The sequence below is a fragment of the Streptomyces sp. SolWspMP-5a-2 genome (genome assembly GCF_900091845.1).
GTDB lineage: Bacteria > Actinomycetota > Actinomycetes > Streptomycetales > Streptomycetaceae > Streptomyces > Streptomyces doudnae.
On sequence record NZ_FMCI01000276.1, the window covers coordinates 15716 to 37774 of the forward strand.

Here is a 22059-nt window from a genome sequence, read left to right on the forward strand (position 1 = left end):
ACACTGTCCTGCGTGAGACATGTCATCGCCCTCGACGTGGGCGGCACCGGGATGAAGGCCGCCCTGGTCGGGGCGGACGGCGAGCTGCTGCACCGGGCCCGCCGGGCGACCGGCCGCGAACGCGGCCCCGACGCGGTCGTCGAGTCCATCCTCGGCTTCGCCGCCGACCTCGCCGCGCACGGCGCCGCGCACCTCGGCGGACCCGCGTCGGCGGCGGGCGTCGCCGTCCCCGGCATCGTCGACGACAAGCTGGGGATCGCCGCCTACTCGGCCAACCTGGGCTGGCGGGACGTCCCGCTGCGCGACCTGCTCAGCACCCGGCTGGCCGGGGTCCCGGTCGCCCTCGGGCACGACGTGCGCACCGGCGGCCTCGCCGAGGGCCGGATCGGCGCGGGCCTGGGCGCCGACCGCTTCCTGTTCGTGGCGCTCGGCACCGGCATCGCGGGCGCCATCGGGGTCGACGGGCGGGTGGAGGCGGGCGCGCACGGATTCGCGGGCGAGATCGGCCACATCGTCGTCCGCCCCGGCGGCGCCCCCTGCCCGTGCGGGCAGCACGGCTGCCTGGAGCGGTACGCGTCCGCCGCGGCCGTCAGCGACGCCTGGGCGGCGGCCTGCGGGGACCCGGAGGCGGACGCGGCCGACTGCGCGCGCGCCGTCGCGTCCGGTGACCCGAACGCCGTACGGGTCTGGCGGGACGCCGTCGACGCGCTCGCCGACGGACTGGTCACCGCGATCACCCTGCTCGACCCGCGCGCGCTGATCGTCGGCGGCGGGCTCGCGGAGGCGGGCGAGACCCTCTTCGCGCCGCTGCGGGAGGCGGTCGGGGCGCGGGTGACGTTCCAGAAGCTGCCGTCGATCGTCCCCGCCGCCCTCGGCGACACCGCCGGATGCCTCGGTGCCGGGCTCCTCGCCTGGGATCTCCTCGAAACCCCTGACCGTACGGAGGTAACCACCTGATGGCCCCCATCCACGTCCTCGCCGGTGCGCAGGTGGTCCTGCCCACCGGGACCGTCCAAGACGGCCGCGTCATCGTCGAGGGCACCCGGATCGCCGGGAGCGCTCCCGGCGACGCGCCGACCGTCGACCTGCGGGGCCACTGGCTGGTGCCCGGCTTCGTCGACCTGCACAACCACGGCGGAGGCGGCGCGGCCTTCTCCGGCGGAGCCGACGCCGCGCTGACCGCCGTCGCCACCCACCGGCGGCACGGCACGACGACCCTGGTGGCCTCCACCGTCACCGACGACATGGACGTCCTGGTGCGGCAGGCCGGGGTGCTGAGCGAGCTGGCCGAGCAGGGCGACATCGCGGGCATCCACTTCGAGGGCCCCTTCATCTCCCCGTGCCGCAAGGGCGCCCACTCCGAGGCGCTGCTGCGCGACCCGGACCCGGCCGAGGTCCGCAAGCTGGTCGACTCGGCGCGCGGGCAGGCCCGCATGGTCACCCTGGCCACCGAACTGCCCGGCGGCGTCGACGCGGTGCGGCTCCTCGCCGACCAGGGCGTGATCGCGGCGATCGGGCACACCGACGCCACCTACGAGCAGACCGTCGAGGCGATCGGCGCGGGCGCGACCGTCGCCACGCACCTCTTCAACGCGATGCCGCCGATCGGCCACCGCGCCCCCGGCCCGATCACCGCCCTGCTGGAGGACGAGCGGATCACCGTCGAGCTGATCAACGACGGCACCCATCTGCACCCCGCCTCCCTCCAGTTGGCGTTCCACCACGCGGGCGCCGACCGGGTCGCGTTCATCACCGACGCGATGGACGCGGCGGGCGGCGGCGACGGCCGCTACCAGCTCGGCCCGCTGGCGGTCGAGGTCAGCGACGGCGTGGCCCGGCTGGTGGAGGGCGGTTCCATCGCGGGCTCGACGCTGACCCTGGACCGGGCGTTCAAGCGCGCGGTGACGGTGGACCGGCTGCCGGTCGGGGACGTGGTGGCCGCGCTGTCCGCCAACCCGGCCCGGCTGCTGGGGCGTTACGACCGGGTGGGCTCCCTGGAGCCGGGCAAGGACGCCGACCTGGTCGTCCTGGACCGGAACTTCGACCTCAAGGGCGTGATGCGCCGGGGCGCCTGGGTGGTCGAACCCCAACTGGACTGACCCCGGGCGGCCTTCGGGCACGGCGGCGGTCGGCCCGGCGGCGGGCCGGCCGGCACCCGGCACTGGGCCCGGCCCCCGTCTCTTTGGCATGATCAGGTCGTCGGAGTACAGACCTGGGAGGTCGACGAGGGTGCTTGTGACGGTCACGCTGAACACGGCGCTCGACATCACCTACCGGGTGCCGCGCCTGGTCCCGCACGCCAGCCACCGGATCGGCGAGGTGTCCGAACGGCCCGGCGGCAAGGGCCTGAACGTGGCCCGGGTGCTCGCCGCGCTCGGGCACCGGGTGACGGTCACCGGCTTCGCGGGCGGCGCCACCGGGGCCGTCGTCCGGGAGGGGCTCGGCGCCACCGAGGGGCTGGTGGACGCGCTGGTGCCGGTCTCGGGCGCGACCCGGCGCACGGTCGCCGTGGTCGACGGGACGACCGGCGACACCACCCAGCTCAACGAGGCGGGTCCGCAGATCACCGCCGCCGAGTGGGCCGCGTTCCAGGAGACCTACCGGGAGCTGCTGGCCTCGGCGTCGGCGGTGGCGCTGTGCGGAAGCCTGCCGCCGGGGCTGCCGGTGGGCGCGTACGCGCTGCTGGTGCGGGCGGCCAGGGCCGCGGGCGTGCCGGTGCTCCTCGACACCAGCGGGGAGCCGCTGCGCCGCGGGGTCGCGGCCCGGCCCGACCTGATCAAGCCGAACGCGGACGAGCTGGCCGAGCTGACCGGCTCCCACGACCCGGCGCGGGCCACCCGGGACGCGCGCGGGCGCGGTGCCCGGACGGTCGTCGCCTCGCTCGGGACCGAGGGGATGCTCGCGGTGACGCCCGAGGGGCGCTGGCGGGCCGTTCCGCCGGGCCGGGTGGACGGCAATCCGACCGGCGCGGGCGACTCGGCGGTGGCGGGCCTGCTGTCGGGCCTGGTGGAGAACCTCACCTGGCCCCAGCGGCTGACCCGCGCGGTGGCGCTGTCGACGGCGACGGTCCTGGCCCCGGCGGCGGGCGAGTTCGACGCGGCGGCCTACCGGGAGCTGCTGACCCGGGTCGAGGTGACCCGGGAGGGCGGCGCGGGCGGCGCCGCCCGGACCGCTACTTCTTGACCTGGCCCTTCTTCAGCCAGAGCTGGTCCAGCAGGACGTTGCACTTGTCGCCGTCCTGGCAGGAGATGGAGATGGTGTTGGTGCCCTTGGTGAGGGTGGGCCACGAGTAGGTCTTGGTCCAGCCCTTGGAGAGGTCGCCGTCCTTGGCACCGGCGAAGTTGCCCAGGTTCAGCTTGGTGCCGAAGGGCTTGCCGTTGACGGTGAGCGTCATCGACTGGTCCTCGTCCGCGGTGCTGTACCGGGTGAAGACGGTGTAGGTGCCGTCCGAGGGGATGCCGTTGACGGTCCAGGTGACCGAGGCGCCCGCCTGGTTGAGGCCGCTGACGTAGACCCCGCCGTCGGACAGGGCGCCCTTCACGTCGGACGCCGTCGAGGCGCCGGAGCCGAGGTTGAGGGCCTTCGCGTCGATCTGGGGCAGCTCCCCCTCGGTGACGCTGCTGGTCGCCGACGGGCTCGGCTCCGCGCTCTGCGACGCCTCGGGGCTCGCGCCGCCCCCGTCGTCGGCCTTGTCGTCCTTGGTGTCGCCGCCGGTCATCGCGATCGCGATGCCGATGACGACGGCGGCGACGACCGCGATCGCGCCGATCAGCAGGCCCTTGGTGTTGGGACCGCGGCCGCGGCCGCCCGCCGACCCGTGCCCGGACTGCTGACGGCCGCCGGGGCCACCGCCGCCGGGCACCGTCTCCGGCGCCGCGTAGTGGGCGTTCGGCTGCCCGTAGGCGCCCTGCTGCTGCGGGACCTGGCCGTACGGCGACGCCTGTGCCTGGGTCTGCTGCGGGCCGCCGTACTGCCGCTGGCCGACCGCGCGGACCCGGTTGACCGAGTTCGGGTAGCCGTAGCCGCCACCGGACGGGGGCTGCGCTCCGTTGGCCTGCCCGTCGGCGTAGAGGTAGCCGAACGGGTCGTCGTCCTCGGGCGTGCTGGCGCCGTTGTTGCCGGACGTCATCCCTAGGTACTCCTCAGCGGGTGCGGGTTCGGATGCGAAGGGGGTCAGATGGGCGAGCCTACCCGCTCCCGATGGCCCGAACGGGTGACTCGGCCCCCATCAACCCGCTGACCTGCGGATCATCCCGCTCGTCTGTGTTGTTTGGGACGAGATCGTTTCTCTACGTACATCCGCTCGTCAGCGGACTTCAACACTTCGTCCGCCGTCATCCCGCAGTGCGCCCAGCCGATGCCGAAGCTGGCGCCGACCCGCATGGCCCTGCCGTCCACCCGGATCGGCTGGATGATCTCGTTGCGCAGCCGGACGGCGAGGTCCTGGGCGTCGGCCCGGCCGAGGCCGTCGGCGAGGACGACGAACTCGTCGCCGCCGAGCCTGGCCACGGTGTCGCCGTCCCGGACGGCCGCGGAGAGGCGCCTGGCGACCTCGATGAGGACCGCGTCCCCCGCGTTGTGCCCGAACCGGTCGTTGATCGACTTGAAGCCGTCGAGGTCGCAGAAGAGGACCGCGAGCCCCTTGGCGCCGTCGTCCCGGCCGTCCTCGGGGGCGACGGTGTGCTCGTGGTGGTCGTGGCCCTCGTACAGCTCGGCGCCCGGCCGGAAGTCGAAGCCGTGGCCGCCCGCGTCGTAGCCGGGGTGCCCGTAGGCCGCGTCGATCGACTCCGCCTCGGCGGCGTGCGCGGTGCGGCGGCAGAGCCGTCCCGACAGCCGGGCCCGCAGCTCGGCGGAGTTCGGCAGGCCGGTGAGGGAGTCGTGCGAGGCGCGGTGGGCGAGCTGCAGCTCGCGGCGCTTGCGCTCCTCGATGTCCTCGACGTGGGTGAGCAGGAAGCGGGGGCCGTCGGCGGCGTCGGCGACGACGCTGTTGCGCAGCGAGACCCACACGTAGGTGCCGTCCCGGCGGCCCAGCCGCAGCTCGGCCCGGCCGCCCTCGGCGGAGGTGCGGAGCAGGGTGCCTATGTCCTCGGGGTGGACGAGGTCGGAGAAGGCGTAGCGGCGCATCGCGGAGGCGGGGCGGCCGAGCAGGCGGCACAGGGCGTCGTTGGTGCGCAGGATGCGGCCGTGCTGGTCGCCGCCCATCTCGGCGATGGCCATGCCGGAGGGCGCGTACTCGAAGGCCTGCCGGAAGCTCTCCTCGCTGGCGCGCAGGGCCTGCTGCTCGCGTTCGAGGCGGACCAGGGCGCGCTGCATGTTGGCGCGCAGCCGGGCGTTGCTGATCGCTATGGCCGCCTGGAACGCGTACATCTGGAGCGCCTCCCGCCCCCAGGCGCCGGGTTTGCGGCCGTTGCGGGGGCGGTCGACGGAGAGCACGCCGATGAGTTCGCCGCCGGAGCCGCCCGCGGTGCGCATGGGCGCGAAGAGGCGGTCGGAGGGGTGCCACTCGTCCTCGAACCGGGGCGCGGGGCCGTCGGTGTACCACTGCGGGACGTCGTCGTCGTCGAGGACCCAGCCCTCGGTGTGGGGTATGAACACGAGGTCGCCCCACTGCTCGCCCATGCCCAGGCGGCGCTCCCAGGAGTCGCGGGAGCCGACCCGGCCGGTGATGAGCGCCTCGGCGGCGGGGTTCCCGGCGAACGCGGCGACGACCAGGTCGCCGTCCTGGCGGACCAGGTTGACGCAGGCCAGTTCGTAGCCGAGGCCGTTGACGACGCCGTCGGCGACGGTCTGGAGCGTGTCGGCCAGACTGCGGGCCGTGTTCATGTCCGCCATGACCTCGTGCAGTTGCCGCAAAGTCGCCAGGCGGACGTAAGGCTCCGACTCGGTCTCCATGGTCGCCCTCCCCCCGAGACCTCGTGGCTCAACCTCGTAGTAGCTCAACCTCGTAGCTCATTCCCCGCCACTGAATCACAGCGCGCTCTGCACTCGGTACACAGGGTCAACAATTGATGTCCCTTGTGACTCAAGTCACAGCGAAAGATGAACAGTTGAGACGAGTTTCGTCGTTTTCTGCATATTCCACCCGCCCATTCCGTCCCGTCCGGAGACCGGCCGCGACACCCCCTGTCGGCCGGCGGAACCCCTCTGACCAGGCATGTCCGGCCCCCCGCCGTCCCGCCCCGCCCTGGTCCCGCCCGCCGGGCCCCGGTCCGCCCCTGGTCCTAGGTCCGGACTCGGCCCCGGGCCCGATGCGGCCGTGCAGTGCGGACACTAGCGTTTCCCGCGTGCCCGACACTCCTCCCGCCGCGTTCTCGCCCCTCCCGTCCGCCCGCCCGCATGCTGAGGGGGTGAGCAACGACGAGTTCCGCGCCGCCATGTCCCGGCTGACCGCGGGCGTGGTCCTGGTGACCGCCCGCGAGCCGTCCCTCGACCCCGACGACCCGTCGGCGCCGGTGGGCGAGGACGTCGGCATGACGGCGACGGCGTTCCTGTCGGTCTCCCTCGACCCGCCGCTGGTCCTGGTCAGCCTGCGCACCGGCTCCCGGATGGACGACCTGCTCGACGAGCAGCCGCTGTGGGCGGTCTCGGTCCTCGCCGACAGCCACCGGCACATCGCGGGCCGGTTCGCGATGAAGGGGCGGCTCAGCGACCGGCTCCTCTTCGCCGACCTCCCGCACAGCCGCGGCGCGCTCTCCGACGCGCCCCTGGTGGACGGCGCCCTCGCCACCCTGGAGTGCCGCACCCACGACCGGATCAGGGCGGGCGACCACACCCTGGTCGTCGGCCGCGTGCTGGCGGCCGGGACCCGCCCGGAGGAGAGCGGCCCGCTGGCCTACTTCAAGGGCAGGTACCGCCAACTCCGCTGACGGGCCGGGGACACCGGCCGCGCGGAACCCCCGAGGGGCCGCGGCCCGCGGAACCCCGACGGGCCCTCCGGCGGCCCCTACCCCCAGTCCCGCCCCGAGCGGCCGCGCTTGGTGTCCGAGCGCTGCTTCTTCTGCCGCAGGCGGCGTTCGTTGATGCCCCGGGGGATGCGGGTGGCGCGGCGCGGCCTGGGCGGCGGGGCGGTGGCCTCGGCGAGCAGCGCCGCGAGGCGGACCAGCGCGGCTTCGCGATTGCGCCACTGCGAACGGTGCTCCGAGGAGCGGACGACGACGACCCCGTCGACCAGCCGCCCGGCGAGGTGCGCCAGCGCGCGCTGTTTCCAGACCTCGGGCAGCGATCCGGTGGCGGCCAGGTCGAAGCGCAGCTCGGCCTTCGAGTCGCTGGTGTTGACGTGCTGGCCGCCCGGCCCGGACGACCGCGAGAAGCTCCAGGTCAGCTCGGACTCGGGAAGCGCGACGGAGCCGCGGATGACATAGGGACCGGACATGCCTCCATGGTCGCCGTTTTGACGGGCTCCCGTCACTCGAATTTGTCCAAGTAAAAAGGTAAAGGATGTGGAACCTCCGAGACCCCTCTCGACGTTCATGGGGGTGACGGTAGCTTCGTCCCCAGTACGAAGCCGTACGTATGTAACGAGGGAAGGGACTCCCGAACCATGGCTGTAAGCCTGTCCAAGGGTGGCAATGTCTCGCTGACCAAGGAGGCTCCGGGCCTGACCGCCGTCACCGTGGGCCTCGGCTGGGACGTCCGCACCACCACCGGCACGGACTTCGACCTCGACGCGTCCGCCATCGCGGTCAACACGCAGGGCAAGGTCTACTCGGACGGCCACTTCGTCTTCTTCAACAACAAGCAGACCCCGGACAGCACGATCGTCCACACCGGTGACAACCGCACCGGCGAGGGCGACGGCGACGACGAGGCGATCAACGTCAACCTGGCGGGCCTCCCCGCCGACATCGACAAGATCGTCTTCCCGGTCTCGATCTACGACGCGGAGAACCGCTCGCAGAACTTCGGCCAGGTCCGCAACGCCTACATCCGCATCGTCAACCAGGCCGGCGGCTCCGAGATCGCCCGCTACGACCTCTCCGAGGACGCCGCCACCGAGACGGCGATGGTCTTCGGCGAGCTGTACCGCAACGGCGCGGAGTGGAAGTTCCGCGCCGTGGGCCAGGGCTACGCCTCGGGCCTGGTGGGCATCGCGCAGGACTTCGGCGTCAACGTCTGACGCACACAGGCACCGTGAGGAGCCCCCGGCCCGTCCGGGCCGGGGGCTCCTCACGTCCGCTCAGGAACCCGCCCGCCAGGCTCTGTCACCGCGCACGGCGGACGCGCGCGGACGCGCGGACCCCGAAGACCCCACCCCGTGCGGACCCGTCAGCGGTGGTCCGGTTTTCCCTCGCCGTGGAGCCAGTTCGTCCAGATCGTGGTGAAGTCCTTCTCCGGGGCCGTCTTCTCGACGTACGACGTGAACTGCGCCGTGTCCGCGTTGCCGTGGCGGTGGGTCGTCGCCCAGCCCCGGACGATGGCGCGGAACCGGTCGTCGCCGACCTTCTGGCGGATCTTGTGCAGGACCATCGCGCCCCGGTAGTAGACGGGGGTGTCGGAGATGTGCCCCGGGCCGCTCGGCTTCGCGGGCGGGAACGCCCAGAGGTCCGGGTCGTCGTCCTCGCCGTGGTCGTAGAGGGCGTCGAAGGTCCGCTGCGCGCTGTCCCCGCCGTGGTCCTCGGCCCAGAGCCACTCCGCGTACGTCGCGAAGCCCTCGTTGAGCCACATGTCCCGCCAGGTCCGCGGGGTGACGGAGTCGCCGTACCACTGGTGGACGAGTTCGTGGACGAGGGTCGAGAGGTCGGGGGTGCCGGGGAAGACCGGGCGGTTCTGCGTCTCCAGCGCGTACTCGGCGGTGTCGGGGCGGTCGACGATCACCCCGGTCGAGGAGAAGGGGTAGGGGCCGAAGATGTCCGCGGCCCACTTCATGATCTCCGGGATCCGGCCGACCACCTTGCGGCTCGCCTTCGCCTCGCTGGGGTCGACCGCCACGTACACCGGCAGGCCGCCGGCCGTCGTCGAGCGGCTGACGGCGCAGCGGCCGATGGCGACCGTGGCGACGTAGGTCGCCATCGGCTCCCCGGTGTGCCAGGCGTACGTGGTCCGGCCGCCGCTGGTCCGCTCCGACCTCAACTCCCCGTTGGACACCGCCCGCAGGCCCTTCGGGACGGTCACCGTGATGTCGTACGTCGCCTTGTCCGAGGGGTGGTGGTTGCCCGGGAACCACGTCATGGACCCGATGGGCTCGCCCAGCGCGAGCGCCCCGTCCCGCGTCGGCAGCCAGCCCTCGTGGGAGCCGTCCGGGTCGGTGAGGGTGCGCGGGGTGCCGCGGTAACGGACGGTGGTGCGGAACGTCCGGCCCCGCTGAAGGTCGTGGCGCGGGCGGACGGTGAGTTCCTGGCCGTCGCGGTTCCAGCGGGCCGCGCGGCCCTGGACCTCGACCGACCGGACGTCCATGCCGTCGAGGTCGAGGTCGAAGGCGGAGAGGCTCTGGGTGGCCCGCGCGGTGACGGTGGCCTCGCCGGTCAGACGGGGGCCGTCCCCGTCCGGGGTGTACGCCAGTCTCAGGTCGTAGTGGGTGACGTCGTAGCCGCCGTTGCCCGCCTTCGGGAAGTACGGGTCGCGCACTCCCCCGGCGCCGGGGGTGCCGTGCACGCCCGCGCCGCACGCGGTGAGCAGGAACGCCGTGAGCAGCACCGGCAGGGCGGACGGGACAAGGGGTGCGGATCGGGACACGTCAGTGATCCTAGAGCGGCGTGACACCATCGCCTACGTGCTCGACATCGGCTACGCCCTCTCCAACCGCTTCCCCGACCCGCCGCAGCTCGACTACCGGCGGGCCGACGTCCACACCCTGCGGCACGACCTGTTCTGCGGGGACGTGTACCTCGCCGACACGGAGACGGACCGGGAGCTGTCCACAGCCTGGGGATGGGTGCCGGTGCTCGACTTCGCGTGGGCGCTGTGCGACATCGTCGAGCGGCTGGACCGCGACCCCGCCGGGTCCCGCGCCTCCCGGCCGCAGCGGGCCGAGCTGGACTTCACCGAGTCGACCGACCGGATGCTCTTCGAGCGGCGGTTCGGGTGGGTGGACGTCGAGGCCGACTGGATGCCCGCCGAGGAGGCGCCGCTGAGCTTCTCGCACTCCGCGCTGCGGCGGGAGGCCCGGGACTTCCTGCACGACGTGATCGCCGACCTGGTCGACCTGCACGACGACCTCGGCGAGAACCCGGCGATCTGGACCCTCCAGGCGACCTACCCGCGCGTGGGGTGAGCCGCGGGCGCCGCCCGCAGGACACCGGGGCCGCCCGCCGGACACCGGGGCCGCCCGCCGCGTTCACCCGGCGCGGGTCAGCCCGCGGATGATGATCCCGACCTCCGCGGCGAACGTCTCGTCGGTCTCGGCCTCGGGCCCGCCCGCGAGGACGCGTTCCATCATCGGGAAGCGCCCGGTCGCGAGCTGGCGTCCGAGGTAGTCGCCGACGGACTCCCGCCACCGCTTCTCGTCGGTGCCGCCGTCCCGGTCGAGGCGCCGCTCGGTGACCTCGTTGCGGACGGTCCCGATCAGGTACGCGTTGAAGACGCCCAGCGCCGCCATGAGCCGGTCGCCGCCGTCGGGGCCGAGGGCGCGGGAGAGGGCGTCCGCGGTGGCCTCCATCACCGTCAGCGCGTTCGGGCCCAGGTGCGGGCGGCCGCCGATCAGCTCGACGAACCACTCGTGGCGCAGGGCGCGCCGCCGGGTGGCGACCGCGACGGCGCGCAGCGCGTCCTCCCACTCGGCCCCGCCGTCCAGGGCCGCCGCGATCTCGCCGTAGACGAAGTCGGCCATCAGGTCGAGCAGTTCGTCCTTGGTGGCGACGTAGCCGTACAGCCGCATGGGGCTGACGCGCAGTGCGGCGGCGACCTTGCGCATCGAGAGACCGGCGAGCCCGTCGGCGTCGGCCAGCGCGACCGACGCCGCCACGATCCGGCCCCGGTCCGTGGGCTCGGCCGTCCGGCCGCGCGGTTCGGGGCGCTCCCAGATCAGATTCACGGCATCACCGTACGCGGCCGATTTCCGTACGGTGTACGGTAGCTTCCGTACACCGTACGGAAACCAGGGGACCGGGAGCGGCATGCACACCATCGACGCGCACCACGGCGGACACGGGGACGGCAGGGGCGGGAACGGCAGGCCCGCAGACGGCAGGGACGGTGGCGGCAGGAACGGTGGCGCGGGGCGCGCGGGGCCCCGGATCGCCGTCGTCGGCGGGGGGAGTCGGCGGGCTGGTGCTGGCGGGGATGCTCCACCGGCACGGCATCGCGGCCACCGTCTACGAACGGGACGGCGGCATCGACGCCCGCGCCCACGGAGGCACCCTCGACCTGCACCCCGAGTCGGGGCAGCGGGCCCTCGGCGACCTGGGGCTGGCCGACGCGTTCGGCGCCGAGGCCCGGCCCGAGGGCGAGAACCTGCGCATCCTCGACGCGGCCGGGCGGACCCTGGCCCACCACGCCCCCGAGCCGGGCAGCGGCACCCGGCCCGAGATCGACCGCGGGGTGCTGCGCAAGCTGCTCCTGACGACGGTGCCCGGCGCCGCCGTCAGCTGGGGCCGCCACCTGACCGGCGTCGAGCAACGGCCCGGCGGCGGCCACCGGTTGGCGTTCGCGGACGGCGGCCGGGCCGAGTGCGACCTGCTGATCGGCGCCGACGGCGGACGCTCCCGGGTCCGCCCGCTCCTCACCGATGCGCGGCCCGAGCACCTCTCCGTCCACCTCCAGCTCACCGTCTCCGACGCCGACCGCGCCCGGCCCGCCGTGGCCGCCTTCGTCGGACCCGGGAGCGTCATGGCCCTGGGCGACGACCTCAACCTGGGGGCGCAGCGCTCGGGCGACGGCACGGTCCGCGTCTCGGTGACCCTGCGCGCCGACGCCGGATGGCTGGACCGCCAGCGGTTCGGGGAGCTGTCGTGGGACGCGACGGTGGCCCGGCTGCACGGACTCCTCGGCGGCTGGGACCCGGGGCTGACCGGCCTGATCGACGCCTGCGACCCCGGGTCGCTCGTCGCCCGCGTCATCGAGGCGCTGCCGGTGGGCACCCGCTGGCCCTCGCGCGCCGACGTCACCCTGCTCGGGGACGCCGCCCATCTGATGCCGCCGGTGGGCGAGGGCGCCAACCAGGCGATGCTGGACGGTGTCCTGCTGGCGCACGCCATCGCCGGTGACCGCGACGACCCGGCCGCCGCGATCGCCGCCTACGAGGCCGAGATGTTCGACCGCGCGGAGTCCGTCGGGGCGGAGTCGGCCATGATGGAGACGATGGGCCTCGCGCCCGACGCGGCGGAGCGGGTGGCGTCCTTCTTCACCCAGCGGTGACCCGACCGACGCCCCGGCCGGACGGACAGTCCCGCGTCGGGCAGGGGCGATGTGTCCGGCGGTCGGCCGGGGCAGCCAGTCCCGCTTCCGGCCGAGGACGACCCGTCCCGCGTCCGGCCACAGGCGATCCGTCCCGTGTCCGGCCCGGGGCGATCTGTCCGGCGTCCGGGCCGAGGACGGCCTGTCCCGTATCCGACCGCAGGCGACCCGTCCCGTGTCCGGCCGCAGGCGACCCGTCCCGTATCCGGCCGCAGGCGACCCGTCCCGCGTCCGGCCGGAGGCGACCCGTCGCGTCCCGCCCGGGGTGGTCCCGGCCGACCCCGCCCGGGGGTGGCCCGGCCGTCACCCCACCCGGGGTTGGCCAGGCCGTCACCCCCGCCCCATCCCGCCTCTCTCTCCCCCGCCCGGAGGTGCCTCAGCTCTCCTGGAGCACTCTCAGGCCGAGCTGGGCCGCCAGGGCCGGGGCCAGGTCCATCAGCTGGCCCGTGCTGATCACCGCGCCCGCCAGGCGCTCCACCCCCCGGGCGATGCCCAGCTCCGTCGCGCCGCGCAGGTCGACGTCCTTCAGCGTCGCCGACGTCAGGTCGGCCTCCCTGAGCGCGCAGTCCACGAACTCGACCCGCTCCAGGTGGGCCCCGCCGAAATCCGGTTCCACCAGGAGGCAGGACTCGAAGACGACGTCCTTGAGGCGGGCCGAGCGGAGGTTCAGGTAGTCGATCTTGCCGCCGCGCACCACGACCCGCTCCAGGGCCGCGCCGTGCATCTGCACCCCGCCCAGCCGGGCGTCGAGGACCTCGGTGTCCCGCAGGGTGACCTCCGAGAGGACCGTGCCGACCCCGCGCGGGGCCCGCAGCACGCTGTCCAGGAACCGGGCGTGGTGCAGCCGCGTCCCGTCCAGGCCGCAGCCGGTCAGCGCGCAGTCCATGAAGCGGGCGCCGCCGCCGTCCTGCCCGGCGAGGTCCAGCTCGTGGAAGTCCAGGCCGTCGTAGTCGCCGTCGGGCTCCAGCTCGCCCCCGGCGAACGGCTCCAGCGGGGGCAGCCGCAGCTCCGGGCGCCGCGCCGCCCGCACCCCGGCCTCCCGCCCCGGCCCGCCCGCGTTCCTCGTCCCGCCCGTACCGCTCGTCGCTCTCCTCGCCATGCCCCCATCCTGCACCCCGCCACTGACACTCCCCCGGGCCCGGCCGCCCGGCACCGCCACCGGATGCGACCCCGGTCCATCCGTGGTGTTCTGACCAGATGAGTGTCACCCGGACAGGCCCCTCCGCCGCGCCCGTGGGCTCCGATCCGCACCGCTGGTGGGCGCTGGTGGTCATCGCGCTGGCCCAGCTCATGGTCGTCCTCGACGCGACGATCGTGAACATCGCGCTCCCGTCCGCCCAGCGCGATCTGGGGATGTCCAACGCCAACCGGCAGTGGGTCATCACCGCGTACACGCTCGCCTTCGGCGGACTGCTCCTGCTGGGCGGGCGGATCGCCGACCTCGTCGGCCGGAAGCGGACCTTCGTCATCGGACTGATCGGCTTCGCGGGCGCCTCCGCGCTCGGCGGCGCCGCCGTCTCCTCCGGCATGCTCTTCGGCGCCCGCGCCCTCCAGGGCGCCTTCGCCGCGATCCTCGCGCCGTCCGCGCTCTCCCTGCTGACGACGACCTTCACCGACCCGCGCGAACGCGGCAAGGCCTTCGGCATCTACAGCGCCCTCGCGGGCAGCGGGTCGGCCATCGGGTTCTTCATCGGCGGCATCCTCACCGAGTACCTGAGCTGGCGCTGGTGCCTGTACGTGAACGTGCCGATCGCCGTCGTCGCGGTGGGCGGCGCGCTCGCCCTGCTGCACGACCGGCCGGGCAACCGGGACGCCCACCTGGACGTGCCGGGGGCGCTGCTGGGCTGCGGCGGGCTGGTGGCGATCGTCTACGGGTTCAGCGAGGCCGAGCCGCGCGGCTGGACCGACTCGCTGGTGCTGACCCTCTTCGCGATCGGGATCGTGCTGCTCGGCGTGTTCGTGTGGTGGCAGCAGCGGGCCAGGTACCCGCTGCTCCCGCTGCACATCATCCGGGACCGCAACCGGGCGGGCTGCTTCATCACCATGGCGCTCGCCGTGATCGGCATGTTCGGGCTGTTCCTGTTCATGACCTACTACCTCCAGGTCGTCCTCGGCTACTCGCCGGTGAAGACGGGCCTGGCGTTCCTGCCGCTCACCGTCGCCATCATCGTCGGCTCGACGCAGATCTCCGCCCGGCTGCTCCAGCACGCCCCGCCGCGCGCCCTGATGGTGCCGGGCATGGTGCTCGCCGCGGGCGGGATGGTGATCCTGACCCGGATGACCGTCAATTCGGACTACGCCTCGCAGATCCTGCCCGCGCTGCTCCTGATGGGCCTCGGCATGGGTCTCACCTTCATGCCGGTGTTCGCGACCGCGACCGCGGGCGTGGCCCCCGAGGACTCGGGCGTGACCTCGGCGACCGTCAACACCGCGCAGCAGGTGGGCGGTTCGATCGGCACCGCGCTGCTGAACACGATCGCGACGACGAGCAGCACCGCGTACATCGCCGCCCATCTGCGCGACCCGGCCCAGAAGGCGCTGGTCGTCAACGAGGGCGTGGTGCACGGCTACACGGTCGCCATCTGGTGGGCGGCGGGCGTGATGCTGCTGGCCGGGCTGGTCGCCGGGCTGATGGTGACGGCCAAGTCCCCCAACCGCAGGGCCGCCCTGGAGACCTGACCGGCGGCGCGGACCCGCACGGCCGCCCGCGGGGGCAGGCGTGGGGTCGGCGACGGCCCCCGCCGGAGGCTCAGTTGCGGCCCGCCACCCGGTCCGCGATCCGGGCCAGGCGGGACGACGCGGCGCGGTGGGAGGCGCTCTCGCGCCGGTCGGCGGCCCGGTAGGTGGCGTACATGCCGTGCACACCGAGCCAGCGCAGCGGCTCCGGTTCCCACTTGCGGACCCGGTGGCCGACCCACGGCAGCCCGGTCAGCGCGGTGGCGCCGCCCTCCCCGGAGTCCAGGCGCACCAGGTCGGTGAGGGTGCGGGCGGCGAGGTTGGTGGTGGCGACGCCCGAGCCGACGTAGCCGCCCGCCCAGCCGAGGCCGGTGGCCCGGTCCAGGGTGACCGTGGCGCACCAGTCGCGCGGCACGCCGAGGACGCCGGACCAGGCGTGCGCGACGGGCAGAGCGGCCAGCGCCGGGAAGAAGCGGACGAGCAGGTCGCGCAGGGCCGCCACGGTGGCGTCCTGGGTGCGGCCGTCGTGGTCGGTGCGCGAGCCGTAGCGGTAGGGCACCCCGCGTCCGCCGAGCGCGATCCGGCCGTCGGCGGTGCGCTGCGCGTACATGTAGGCGTGCGCCATGTCGCCGAGGGTCTCCCGGCCGTCCCAGCCGACGGCGGCCCACTGGGCGTCGGTGAGCGGTTCGGTGGCGATCATCGAGGAGTTCATCGGCAGCCAGGTGCGGCGCTGCCCCTTGATGCCCGCGGTGAAGCCCTCGGTGCAGCGCAGGACGTAGGGCGCCCGGACGGTGCCGTAGGGCGTGACGGCGTGTCCCGGGCGGATCTCGGTCACCGGCGTCGCCTCGTGGACGCGCACGCCGAGCGCCGTCACGGCCGCCGCGAGGCCCTTGACCAGCTTGACCGGGTGCAGCCTGGCGCCGTGCGGGGTCCAGGTCGAGCCGACCGCGTCGGCGACGGTGATCCGCTCGGCGGTCTCCCGCGCGCCGTACAGGACCCGGTCGTCCTCGCCGAACGCCAGCTCGTGCGCGTGGAACTCCTTCAGCCGGGCCAACTGGGCCGGGGTGCGGGCCACTTCGAGGACCCCGCCGCGGTGGACGTCCGCGTCGATGCCCTCCGCGGCGGCGACCGCGACGACCTCGCCGACGGTGTCGTTCATGGCCTTCTGGAGCCGGACGGCGGCCTCGTGGCCGTGCAGGGCGGCGTACCGGTCGCGGCCCGCGACACCGTTGTAGAGCCAGCCGCCGTTGCGGCCCGAGGCACCGTATCCGCAGAACTTCTGCTCCAGGACGGTGATCCGCAGGGCGGGGTCCGCCTTCTTCAGGTAGTACGCGGTCCACAGCCCGGTGTAGCCGCCGCCCACGACGACGACGTCCGCGGACGTGTCACCGGCGAGCGGCTCCCGTACCGCGGGGAGGCCGTCGTCGGCGAACCAGAAGGAGATGCCGCCGTTGACGACACCGTCTGCCGAGGTGCTCATGGACGGACGCTAACCCCGGTGAGGGGCCGGTGTCTCCTTCGGATTCCGTGGTTCTGAGCGCCCCACCGTCAGGGGCAGGCAGCACAGGCCGATGAGGACGGCGGTGAAGTGGCCGAGGTCGGTGAAGGTCGGCTCGGACGCCAGCGGCAGCCCGTACACGAGCAGCACGCCCAGCAGATAGCCGTACCGCCACGGCGACGGGATGCGGTAGGTGAGGACGGCGACGACCCCGGCGAGCGCGTAACTGACGCCGATGTCCAGGGTGTCGATCGCCGAGTGCGGGGCGAGTCCGTCGCGCACCGCCTTCAGCAGCGCGGCCTCGCTGATCAGGGTGGCCAGGACGTGCGCGGCGACGCACACCATGAGCCAGCGCAGGGTGCCGAGCCAGCGTTCGGCCGGAGCGTGGAAGACCGTGTAGAGGACGGCGTACGGCAGCCAGCGGCCGCCGTCGATCCACATGGCGCTCTGCAGCAGCACCCGGCCCGGGTCGTCCGACAGCTCGTGGATGTTGGTGGAGCGCCTGCGCAGGAACTCCGTCTCGAAGTGCGGGGACATGTGGTGCAGGGCGACCGTCGTGACGAACAGGATCGCGAGCCACACATAGGTGCCCGGGGCGCTGCGGACGTAGGCCCACACCCTGTCGAGGCCCCGGAGAATTCGCATGCCCCGATTCACGCACGCACGTATCCTCCGCCGGGTGATCGACATCCCCGGCGGCCTGGTGACAGCACAGGAGAAGTACAACGGCGCGGCCGGGCGGGCGTTCGTCGCCGCGCTGCCCGCCCGGACGGCGGAGTTCCTCGCCCGCTGGGAGCTGCGCCGGGACGGGGAGCCCGCGCACGGGGTGAGCGCGCTGGTGCTGCCGGTGCTGCGGGCCGACGGCACCCCGGCCGCGCTCAAGTTCCCGTTCCCCGACGAGGAGAGCGCGGGCGAGGCGGACGCGCTGCGCGCCTGGGCCGGTGCGGGCGCCGTCCTGCTCCTCGACCACGACCCCGAGACCCGCGCGCTGCTCCTGGAGCGCCTCGACCCGGCCCGCACGCTCGCCCGGGAGCCGGACTCGCGGGCCGCCGTGCGGATCACCGGGCGGCTGCTGGCCGGGCTGACGGCGCACCGGGCCCCGGCGGGGCTGCGCGGACTCGGCGCGCTCGCGCGGGCGATGCTGGAGCGCACGCCCCGGGCGCTGGAGTCGATCGCCGACCCGCGGGTTCGCCGCCTGGTCGCGGACTGCGCCGCCGCCGTCCGCGAGGTGGCGGACGAGCCGGGCGACCGGCTGCTCCACTGGGACCTGCACTTCGGGAACGTCCTCGGCGGCGACCGCGCGCGGTGGCTCGCCATCGACCCCAAACCGCTGGCCGGTGACCCGGGGTTCGAGCTGTTCCCGGCGCTCGGCGACCGGTTCGAGGCGGGTGAGGTGGTGTGGCGGTTCGACGCCCTCACCGCACTGCTCGGTCTGGACCGGGAGCGGGCCCGCGCCTGGACGCTCGGCCGGGTGCTGCAGAACTGCCTGTGGGACGCCGAGGACGGGCGCCGGCCCGCGGACGTCCCGCTGGAGATCGCGCGGCGGCTGCGCTGGAACCAGTGGCTCACACCGTGAACCGGACCGGCTCCCGGGGTGTGCGGCCGGACGCGGTCAGGCGCAGAGCGCGCGCGCCTCGACCTTCCCGGCGAACAGCCGCGCGAACCAGCCCGATCCGCTCGCCGTGGGCGCGTTGGCGAGGGTGTCGTCCTGGGACTCGCCCCAGCCGTTCTTGTACCAGCTCCTGGCGACGAACCCGCCGCCCACCGGCGCGGTGCCCGACGGGCAGTAGGCGTCGGAGTCGCTGTTCTCACCGCTGACCGGGCCGACCACGACCTGCGGCGCCTCGCCCTGCGGCACGCACACCGCGCGCGCCTGCACCTGGCCGTGGAGCTCCTGCGCCCACCAGCCCTTCCCGTCCTTGGTCGGCGCGTCGACGATGATCGCGTCGTACGGCTCCCCGCCACCTGACTTGCTGTAACTGCGACTCTGGAAGCCGCCGTTGAGGACGCCCATGCCGTCCGGGCAGACGGCGGCGGAGTCCTTGCCGGAGTCGCTCGTCGGGCCGACGACGATCTGTACCTTCGCGTACCCGGCCCGCGCCTGCGTCTGCGCCTGGGTCCGTGCCTGCGGCCGCACCTGCGCCTCGGGCCGCGCGGAGACCGCGGTCGCACCGGCGACCGCGGTGACACCGAGCAGCGCGACAGCACCGGCGCAGGCCGCCAACTGCCTCTTCTTCATGGGACACGCCTTCTTCCACATTGCGTTCCGGATGCGGATGACCACGTGGAGTGACCGTAGGGTGCGCGCCGCGGCCGGGGAGCGGCGCGGACGCCAAACCACCCGATGGGAGCGAATCGCCCCGCGGACACGCGAAAGCCCGGCGGGCCCTCTGCCCGCCGGGCTCCAACTCCCCGTGTCCACTGCCGGATCGAGCCCCCTGTCGGATTCGAACCGACGACCTTCGCTTTACAAGAGCGGCGCTCTGACCAGCTGAGCTAAGGAGGCCTGCGCGCCCGTCCGGCGGGCGTGCCCGAGCAGTGTACCCAGGTCGGCGGGGCGGCCCGGCGAGAATTTCCCCGAAGTTCACATGCCCCGGAGTACTGACAGATCAGGCGAACGCCAGGTACCGTCCTGACCCAGTTCACCCATGTGGACTACACCAACCACCTTCCTACTCGGATCGTCCGGCACGTTCCTGCCGGTAGAAGGGGGCCTAGCACCATGGCCACTGTTACGTTCGACAAGGCGACCCGCATCTACCCGGGTTCCGAGAAGCCCGCCGTCGACGCGCTCGAGATCGACATCGCGGACGGTGAGTTCCTCGTCCTCGTCGGCCCGTCCGGCTGCGGCAAGTCCACCTCGCTGCGCATGCTCGCCGGCCTGGAGGACGTGAACGGCGGCGCCATCCGCATCGGCGACCGCGACGTCACGCACCTCCCCCCGAAGGACCGGGACATCGCCATGGTGTTCCAGAACTACGCGCTGTACCCGCACATGACCGTCGCCGACAACATGGGCTTCGCCCTGAAGATCGCCGGGGTCAACAAGGCGGACATCCGCAAGAAGGTCGAGGAGGCCGCGAAGATCCTCGACCTCACCGAGTACCTGGACCGCAAGCCGAAGGCCCTCTCCGGCGGTCAGCGCCAGCGTGTCGCGATGGGCCGGGCCATCGTCCGCGAGCCGCAGGTCTTCCTCATGGACGAGCCGCTGTCCAACCTGGACGCCAAGCTCCGCGTCTCGACGCGCACCCAGATCGCCTCGCTCCAGCGCCGCCTGGGCATCACGACCGTCTACGTCACCCACGACCAGGTCGAGGCCATGACGATGGGCGACCGCGTCGCGGTCCTCAAGGACGGTCTGCTCCAGCAGGTCGACTCGCCGCGCAACATGTACGACCGCCCCGCGAACCTCTTCGTGGCCGGCTTCATCGGCTCCCCCGCCATGAACCTGGTCGCCGTCCCGATCACCGACGGCGGCGTGAAGTTCGGCAACAGCGTCGTCCCGGTCAGCCGTGACGCCCTCAAGGCCGCCGCCGACAAGGGCGACACCACGGTCACGGTCGGCGTCCGCCCGGAGCACTTCGACATCGTCGAGGAGGACGGCTCGGTCGCCGCGACCCTCTCCAAGGACAGCGCCGACGCCCCGGCCGGCCTCGCCGTCTCGGTGAACGTCGTCGAGGAGCTGGGCGCCGACGGGTACGTCTACGGCACCGCCGAGGTCGGCGGCGAGACCAAGGACCTCGTGGTCCGCGTCGAGGGCCGCCGGGTCCCGGACAAGGGCACCACGCTGCACGTCGTGCCGCGTCCGGGCGAGATCCACGTCTTCTCGACCTCCACGGGCGAGCGCCTCACCGACTGATCCGCACCCGTTCCCCGAGAGGGCCCCGCGACCTGTCGCGGGGCCCTCTCGCGTCGCCCGCCGCGCGATACCCGTCCGGCGCCCGCGCCACACCTGTCGGATACCCCGGCAGACCGGACGTTTCGAGCGGCGTGCGTCAACCCGTTACCCGAAAAGAGCTACCACTTCGTCCCCCGAATCGGTGACTAAATGTCGCCAAATCATCACCGGGCGCTACCCTCACTCGCGTGAAGCACTCCATTAACCAACAGACGCGACGCGGCCGGGGCCCCGCCCGCCGGATCGGCCGCTCCCTCGCCCTCGTCCTGCCCGTCGTCCTGGTGCTCTCCGGGACCCTCGCGGTCACCCGGGTCAACTGGTCTGGAGACCCATCGACCTCGGTCCTCACCGCCTCGGACTCCTCGGACAGCACCGCCGACACCTCCATGGACGACAAGCCGGTCAGGCGAGCCGCGCAGGACGTCCTGCGCGACAAGCTGCTGGCCGAGCTCCAGGACGAGAACCCGGGCGTGGTGCTCACGCACCTCCAGCAGGCCGTCACCGAACGCCCCTCGCTCGCCGAGCACTGCGTCTCCATCGCGCGCGCCCTCGGCCGCGCGGCGGTCCGCGTGTACGGGCCCTCCCGGGCGCAGTCGTACGCCCGCCCGGTCTGCGACACGTCCTTCGCCACCGGCGTCGCCATGGCCCACCGCTGAACGCCGTCACCGCCCCTCCTCCGCTCCAGGAGGAGGGCCCGAGCCCCGGCACCCCCCGGGGACCCCGCGGCGCCTTCCGCGGACCCTGACGGCCGCCGAGGCCGCGCCGGTGACCGCCCGCCCGTCCGGGAGGGCAACAGCCGGTGAAGGAACCGTTGCCGGGTCCGGTGCCGTCACCGGTGCGCCGTACAGTTCGGTCCATGACCGATCCGAGCGCCGCGTCGCGTCCCGTCCAAGCCGTGGTCCTGGCCGGCGGCCAGGGTTCCCGGCTGCGCCCCTACACCGACGACCGGCCCAAGCCGATGGTCGAGATCCCCGGCACGGGGACGCCGATCATCGGCCATCAGCTGCGCTGGCTCGCCGAGGAGGGCGTCACCGACGTCGTCATCAGCTGCGGCCACCTCGCCGACGTCCTCCAGAAATGGCTGGCGGGCGCGGACCTCCCGGTGCGCGTCACGACCGTCGTCGAGGAGGAGCCCCTCGGCCGCGGTGGCGGCCTCAAGTACGCCGCCGCCCAGCTCCCGCACCCGGATCTGCCCTGGTACGCCACCAACGGCGACATCTGGACCCGCTTCTCGCTGCGCGACATGGCGGACTTCCACACCGAGCGGGACGCCGTCGCCACCCTCGCGCTGGCCCGCCCCCGCATCCCCTGGGGCGCCGTGCAGACGGACGGCTTCGGGCACATCACCGACTTCATCGAGGCACCCCCGTCGACCTTCGAGATCAACGCGGGCGTCTACGTCTTCTCCCCCGCCTTCGCCGGGCTGCTCCCCACCCGCGGCGACCACGAGCGGACGACGTTCCCGCATCTCGCGCGGCAGCGGCGGCTGGCCGGGTTCCCGCTCCCGCAGGGCGCCTACTGGCGGGCCATCGACACCGCCAAGGACCTGACCGAGGCGGCCAAGGAGCTGGCGGCGCAGGGCCGTTGAGCCGCCGCCGCACCACCCGGTAGGCCGCGACCACCGGTCGACCGGCCCGCCCGCCGGCCGACGGCACCG

21 protein-coding genes and 1 tRNA gene are annotated in these 22059 nt (G+C 73.6%); 12 read left to right on the forward strand and 10 right to left on the reverse strand.

The genetic code is table 11. From position 1 onward, the window contains the following. Positions 1–12 precede the first annotated feature (12 nt). From GA0115242_RS27985 to GA0115242_RS27995, 3 genes are all read left to right on the forward strand, one after another. Positions 13–957 (forward strand): ROK family protein, encoded by a 945-nt coding sequence (locus tag GA0115242_RS27985; protein ID WP_093833288.1) that lies wholly within the window; start codon positions 13–15, stop codon positions 955–957. Then, on the forward strand, positions 957–2099 hold the full coding sequence (gene nagA / locus GA0115242_RS27990) for an N-acetylglucosamine-6-phosphate deacetylase (protein WP_093833290.1): 1143 nt from the start codon (positions 957–959) through the stop codon (positions 2097–2099). Before GA0115242_RS27985 ends, nagA begins: the two co-directional genes overlap by 1 nt. Before the next feature lie 130 nt (positions 2100–2229). Continuing rightward, positions 2230–3183 carry a 1-phosphofructokinase family hexose kinase gene (locus GA0115242_RS27995; protein ID WP_093833292.1) on the forward strand — a complete coding sequence of 318 codons (954 nt, stop codon included), beginning with the start codon at positions 2230–2232 and terminating at the stop codon, positions 3181–3183. On the opposite strand, the gene GA0115242_RS28000 is transcribed toward GA0115242_RS27995, so the two are convergent. Beyond that, positions 3173–4129, reverse strand: a complete 957-nt coding sequence (locus tag GA0115242_RS28000; protein WP_093833294.1) for a carbohydrate-binding protein — start codon at positions 4127–4129, stop codon at positions 3173–3175. The genes GA0115242_RS27995 and GA0115242_RS28000 overlap by 11 nt on opposite strands. Before the next feature lie 119 nt (positions 4130–4248). Next, entirely contained in the window at positions 4249–5892 is a 1644-nt protein-coding gene (cdgB, locus tag GA0115242_RS28005) for a diguanylate cyclase CdgB (RefSeq protein WP_093833296.1), read from the reverse strand. Between the two features lie 392 nt (positions 5893–6284). Here cdgB and GA0115242_RS28010 point away from each other — a divergent pair, with 392 nt between their 5' ends. Continuing rightward, on the forward strand, positions 6285–6866 hold the full coding sequence (locus tag GA0115242_RS28010; RefSeq protein ID WP_161353321.1) for a flavin reductase family protein: 582 nt from the start codon (positions 6285–6287) through the stop codon (positions 6864–6866). 77 nt (positions 6867–6943) lie between these two features. Here GA0115242_RS28010 and arfB read toward each other — a convergent pair whose 3' ends face one another. Next, positions 6944–7372 (reverse strand): alternative ribosome rescue aminoacyl-tRNA hydrolase ArfB, encoded by a 429-nt coding sequence (arfB, locus tag GA0115242_RS28015; RefSeq protein ID WP_093833300.1) that lies wholly within the window; start codon positions 7370–7372, stop codon positions 6944–6946. 168 nt (positions 7373–7540) lie between these two features. On the opposite strand from arfB, the gene GA0115242_RS28020 reads away from it, so the two are divergent. Continuing rightward, a complete protein-coding gene (locus tag GA0115242_RS28020) occupies positions 7541–8116 on the forward strand; it encodes a TerD family protein (protein WP_093833302.1) in 576 nt (191 codons plus the stop codon). Between the two features lie 149 nt (positions 8117–8265). Here GA0115242_RS28020 and GA0115242_RS28025 read toward each other — a convergent pair whose 3' ends face one another. Beyond that, positions 8266–9672: a M1 family metallopeptidase gene (locus tag GA0115242_RS28025; protein ID WP_256089774.1), complete on the reverse strand. Its 1407-nt coding sequence runs from the start codon at positions 9670–9672 to the stop codon at positions 8266–8268. Between the two features lie 37 nt (positions 9673–9709). Between GA0115242_RS28025 and GA0115242_RS28030 the strand changes: the two genes are divergently transcribed. Beyond that, the gene (locus tag GA0115242_RS28030) at positions 9710–10210 is read left to right on the forward strand and encodes a hypothetical protein (RefSeq protein WP_093833306.1); all 501 of its coding nucleotides are present in this window, start codon (positions 9710–9712) and stop codon (positions 10208–10210) included. Positions 10211–10273: 63 nt separating this feature from the next. Here the strand turns inward: GA0115242_RS28030 and GA0115242_RS28035 are convergent, their stop codons facing one another. Continuing rightward, on the reverse strand, positions 10274–10969 hold the full coding sequence (locus GA0115242_RS28035; RefSeq protein ID WP_256089775.1) for a TetR/AcrR family transcriptional regulator: 696 nt from the start codon (positions 10967–10969) through the stop codon (positions 10274–10276). A gap of 161 nt (positions 10970–11130) precedes the next feature. On the opposite strand from GA0115242_RS28035, the gene GA0115242_RS28040 reads away from it, so the two are divergent. Beyond that, on the forward strand, positions 11131–12291 hold the full coding sequence (locus GA0115242_RS28040) for an FAD-dependent oxidoreductase (protein ID WP_256089776.1): 1161 nt from the start codon (positions 11131–11133) through the stop codon (positions 12289–12291). 415 nt (positions 12292–12706) lie between these two features. Here GA0115242_RS28040 and GA0115242_RS28045 read toward each other — a convergent pair whose 3' ends face one another. Then, positions 12707–13429, reverse strand: a complete 723-nt coding sequence (locus GA0115242_RS28045) for a pentapeptide repeat-containing protein (protein WP_093833310.1) — start codon at positions 13427–13429, stop codon at positions 12707–12709. 98 nt (positions 13430–13527) lie between these two features. Between GA0115242_RS28045 and GA0115242_RS28050 the strand changes: the two genes are divergently transcribed. Further along, positions 13528–15009: an MFS transporter gene (locus GA0115242_RS28050; protein ID WP_093833312.1), complete on the forward strand. Its 1482-nt coding sequence runs from the start codon at positions 13528–13530 to the stop codon at positions 15007–15009. A gap of 70 nt (positions 15010–15079) precedes the next feature. On the opposite strand, the gene GA0115242_RS28055 is transcribed toward GA0115242_RS28050, so the two are convergent. After that, positions 15080–16486, reverse strand: a complete 1407-nt coding sequence (locus tag GA0115242_RS28055) for an NAD(P)/FAD-dependent oxidoreductase (protein WP_093833314.1) — start codon at positions 16484–16486, stop codon at positions 15080–15082. Positions 16487–16495: 9 nt separating this feature from the next. Continuing rightward, positions 16496–17149, reverse strand: a complete 654-nt coding sequence (locus GA0115242_RS28060; protein WP_093833316.1) for a rhomboid-like protein — start codon at positions 17147–17149, stop codon at positions 16496–16498. Here GA0115242_RS28060 and GA0115242_RS28065 point away from each other — a divergent pair. After that, positions 17148–18080, forward strand: a complete 933-nt coding sequence (locus GA0115242_RS28065) for an aminoglycoside phosphotransferase family protein (RefSeq protein ID WP_093833318.1) — start codon at positions 17148–17150, stop codon at positions 18078–18080. The genes GA0115242_RS28060 and GA0115242_RS28065 overlap by 2 nt on opposite strands. 36 nt (positions 18081–18116) lie before the next feature. On the opposite strand, the gene GA0115242_RS28070 is transcribed toward GA0115242_RS28065, so the two are convergent. Further along, on the reverse strand, positions 18117–18743 hold the full coding sequence (locus GA0115242_RS28070) for a hypothetical protein (RefSeq protein WP_093833320.1): 627 nt from the start codon (positions 18741–18743) through the stop codon (positions 18117–18119). Between the two features lie 193 nt (positions 18744–18936). Continuing rightward, positions 18937–19010 (reverse strand) — tRNA-Thr (locus tag GA0115242_RS28075). A 216-nt stretch (positions 19011–19226) separates the two neighbouring features. Between GA0115242_RS28075 and GA0115242_RS28080 the strand changes: the two genes are divergently transcribed. The 3 genes from GA0115242_RS28080 to GA0115242_RS28090 all read left to right on the forward strand — a co-directional run bounded on the left by GA0115242_RS28080 (position 19227) and on the right by GA0115242_RS28090 (position 21990). Then, positions 19227–20363, forward strand: coding sequence for an ABC transporter ATP-binding protein (locus GA0115242_RS28080; protein WP_093833322.1), 1137 nt, complete (start codon positions 19227–19229; stop codon positions 20361–20363). A gap of 227 nt (positions 20364–20590) precedes the next feature. After that, positions 20591–21058, forward strand: coding sequence for a hypothetical protein (locus tag GA0115242_RS28085; protein ID WP_093833324.1), 468 nt, complete (start codon positions 20591–20593; stop codon positions 21056–21058). 200 nt (positions 21059–21258) lie between these two features. Beyond that, the gene (locus tag GA0115242_RS28090) at positions 21259–21990 is read left to right on the forward strand and encodes a nucleotidyltransferase family protein (RefSeq protein ID WP_093833326.1); all 732 of its coding nucleotides are present in this window, start codon (positions 21259–21261) and stop codon (positions 21988–21990) included. Positions 21991–22059 lie beyond the last annotated feature (69 nt).

Excerpts from the sequence above, each read along its gene's own strand:
- nagA (WP_093833290.1), top strand. The coding sequence starts at position 957 with ATGGCCCCCATCCACGTCCTCGCCGGTGCGCAGGTGGTCCTGCCCACC.
- GA0115242_RS28000 (WP_093833294.1), bottom strand. The coding sequence starts at position 4,129 with ATGACGTCCGGCAACAACGGCGCCAGCACGCCCGAGGACGACGACCCG.
- cdgB (WP_093833296.1), bottom strand. The coding sequence starts at position 5,892 with ATGGAGACCGAGTCGGAGCCTTACGTCCGCCTGGCGACTTTGCGGCAA.
- arfB (WP_093833300.1), bottom strand. The coding sequence starts at position 7,372 with ATGTCCGGTCCCTATGTCATCCGCGGCTCCGTCGCGCTTCCCGAGTCC.
- GA0115242_RS28020 (WP_093833302.1), top strand. The coding sequence starts at position 7,541 with ATGGCTGTAAGCCTGTCCAAGGGTGGCAATGTCTCGCTGACCAAGGAG.
- GA0115242_RS28045 (WP_093833310.1), bottom strand. The coding sequence starts at position 13,429 with ATGGCGAGGAGAGCGACGAGCGGTACGGGCGGGACGAGGAACGCGGGC.
- GA0115242_RS28050 (WP_093833312.1), top strand. The coding sequence starts at position 13,528 with ATGAGTGTCACCCGGACAGGCCCCTCCGCCGCGCCCGTGGGCTCCGAT.
- GA0115242_RS28055 (WP_093833314.1), bottom strand. The coding sequence starts at position 16,486 with ATGAGCACCTCGGCAGACGGTGTCGTCAACGGCGGCATCTCCTTCTGG.
- GA0115242_RS28065 (WP_093833318.1), top strand. The coding sequence starts at position 17,148 with ATGCCCCGATTCACGCACGCACGTATCCTCCGCCGGGTGATCGACATC.
- GA0115242_RS28060 (WP_093833316.1), bottom strand. The coding sequence starts at position 17,149 with ATGCGAATTCTCCGGGGCCTCGACAGGGTGTGGGCCTACGTCCGCAGC.
- GA0115242_RS28070 (WP_093833320.1), bottom strand. The coding sequence starts at position 18,743 with ATGAAGAAGAGGCAGTTGGCGGCCTGCGCCGGTGCTGTCGCGCTGCTC.
- GA0115242_RS28080 (WP_093833322.1), top strand. The coding sequence starts at position 19,227 with ATGGCCACTGTTACGTTCGACAAGGCGACCCGCATCTACCCGGGTTCC.
- GA0115242_RS28090 (WP_093833326.1), top strand. The coding sequence starts at position 21,259 with ATGACCGATCCGAGCGCCGCGTCGCGTCCCGTCCAAGCCGTGGTCCTG.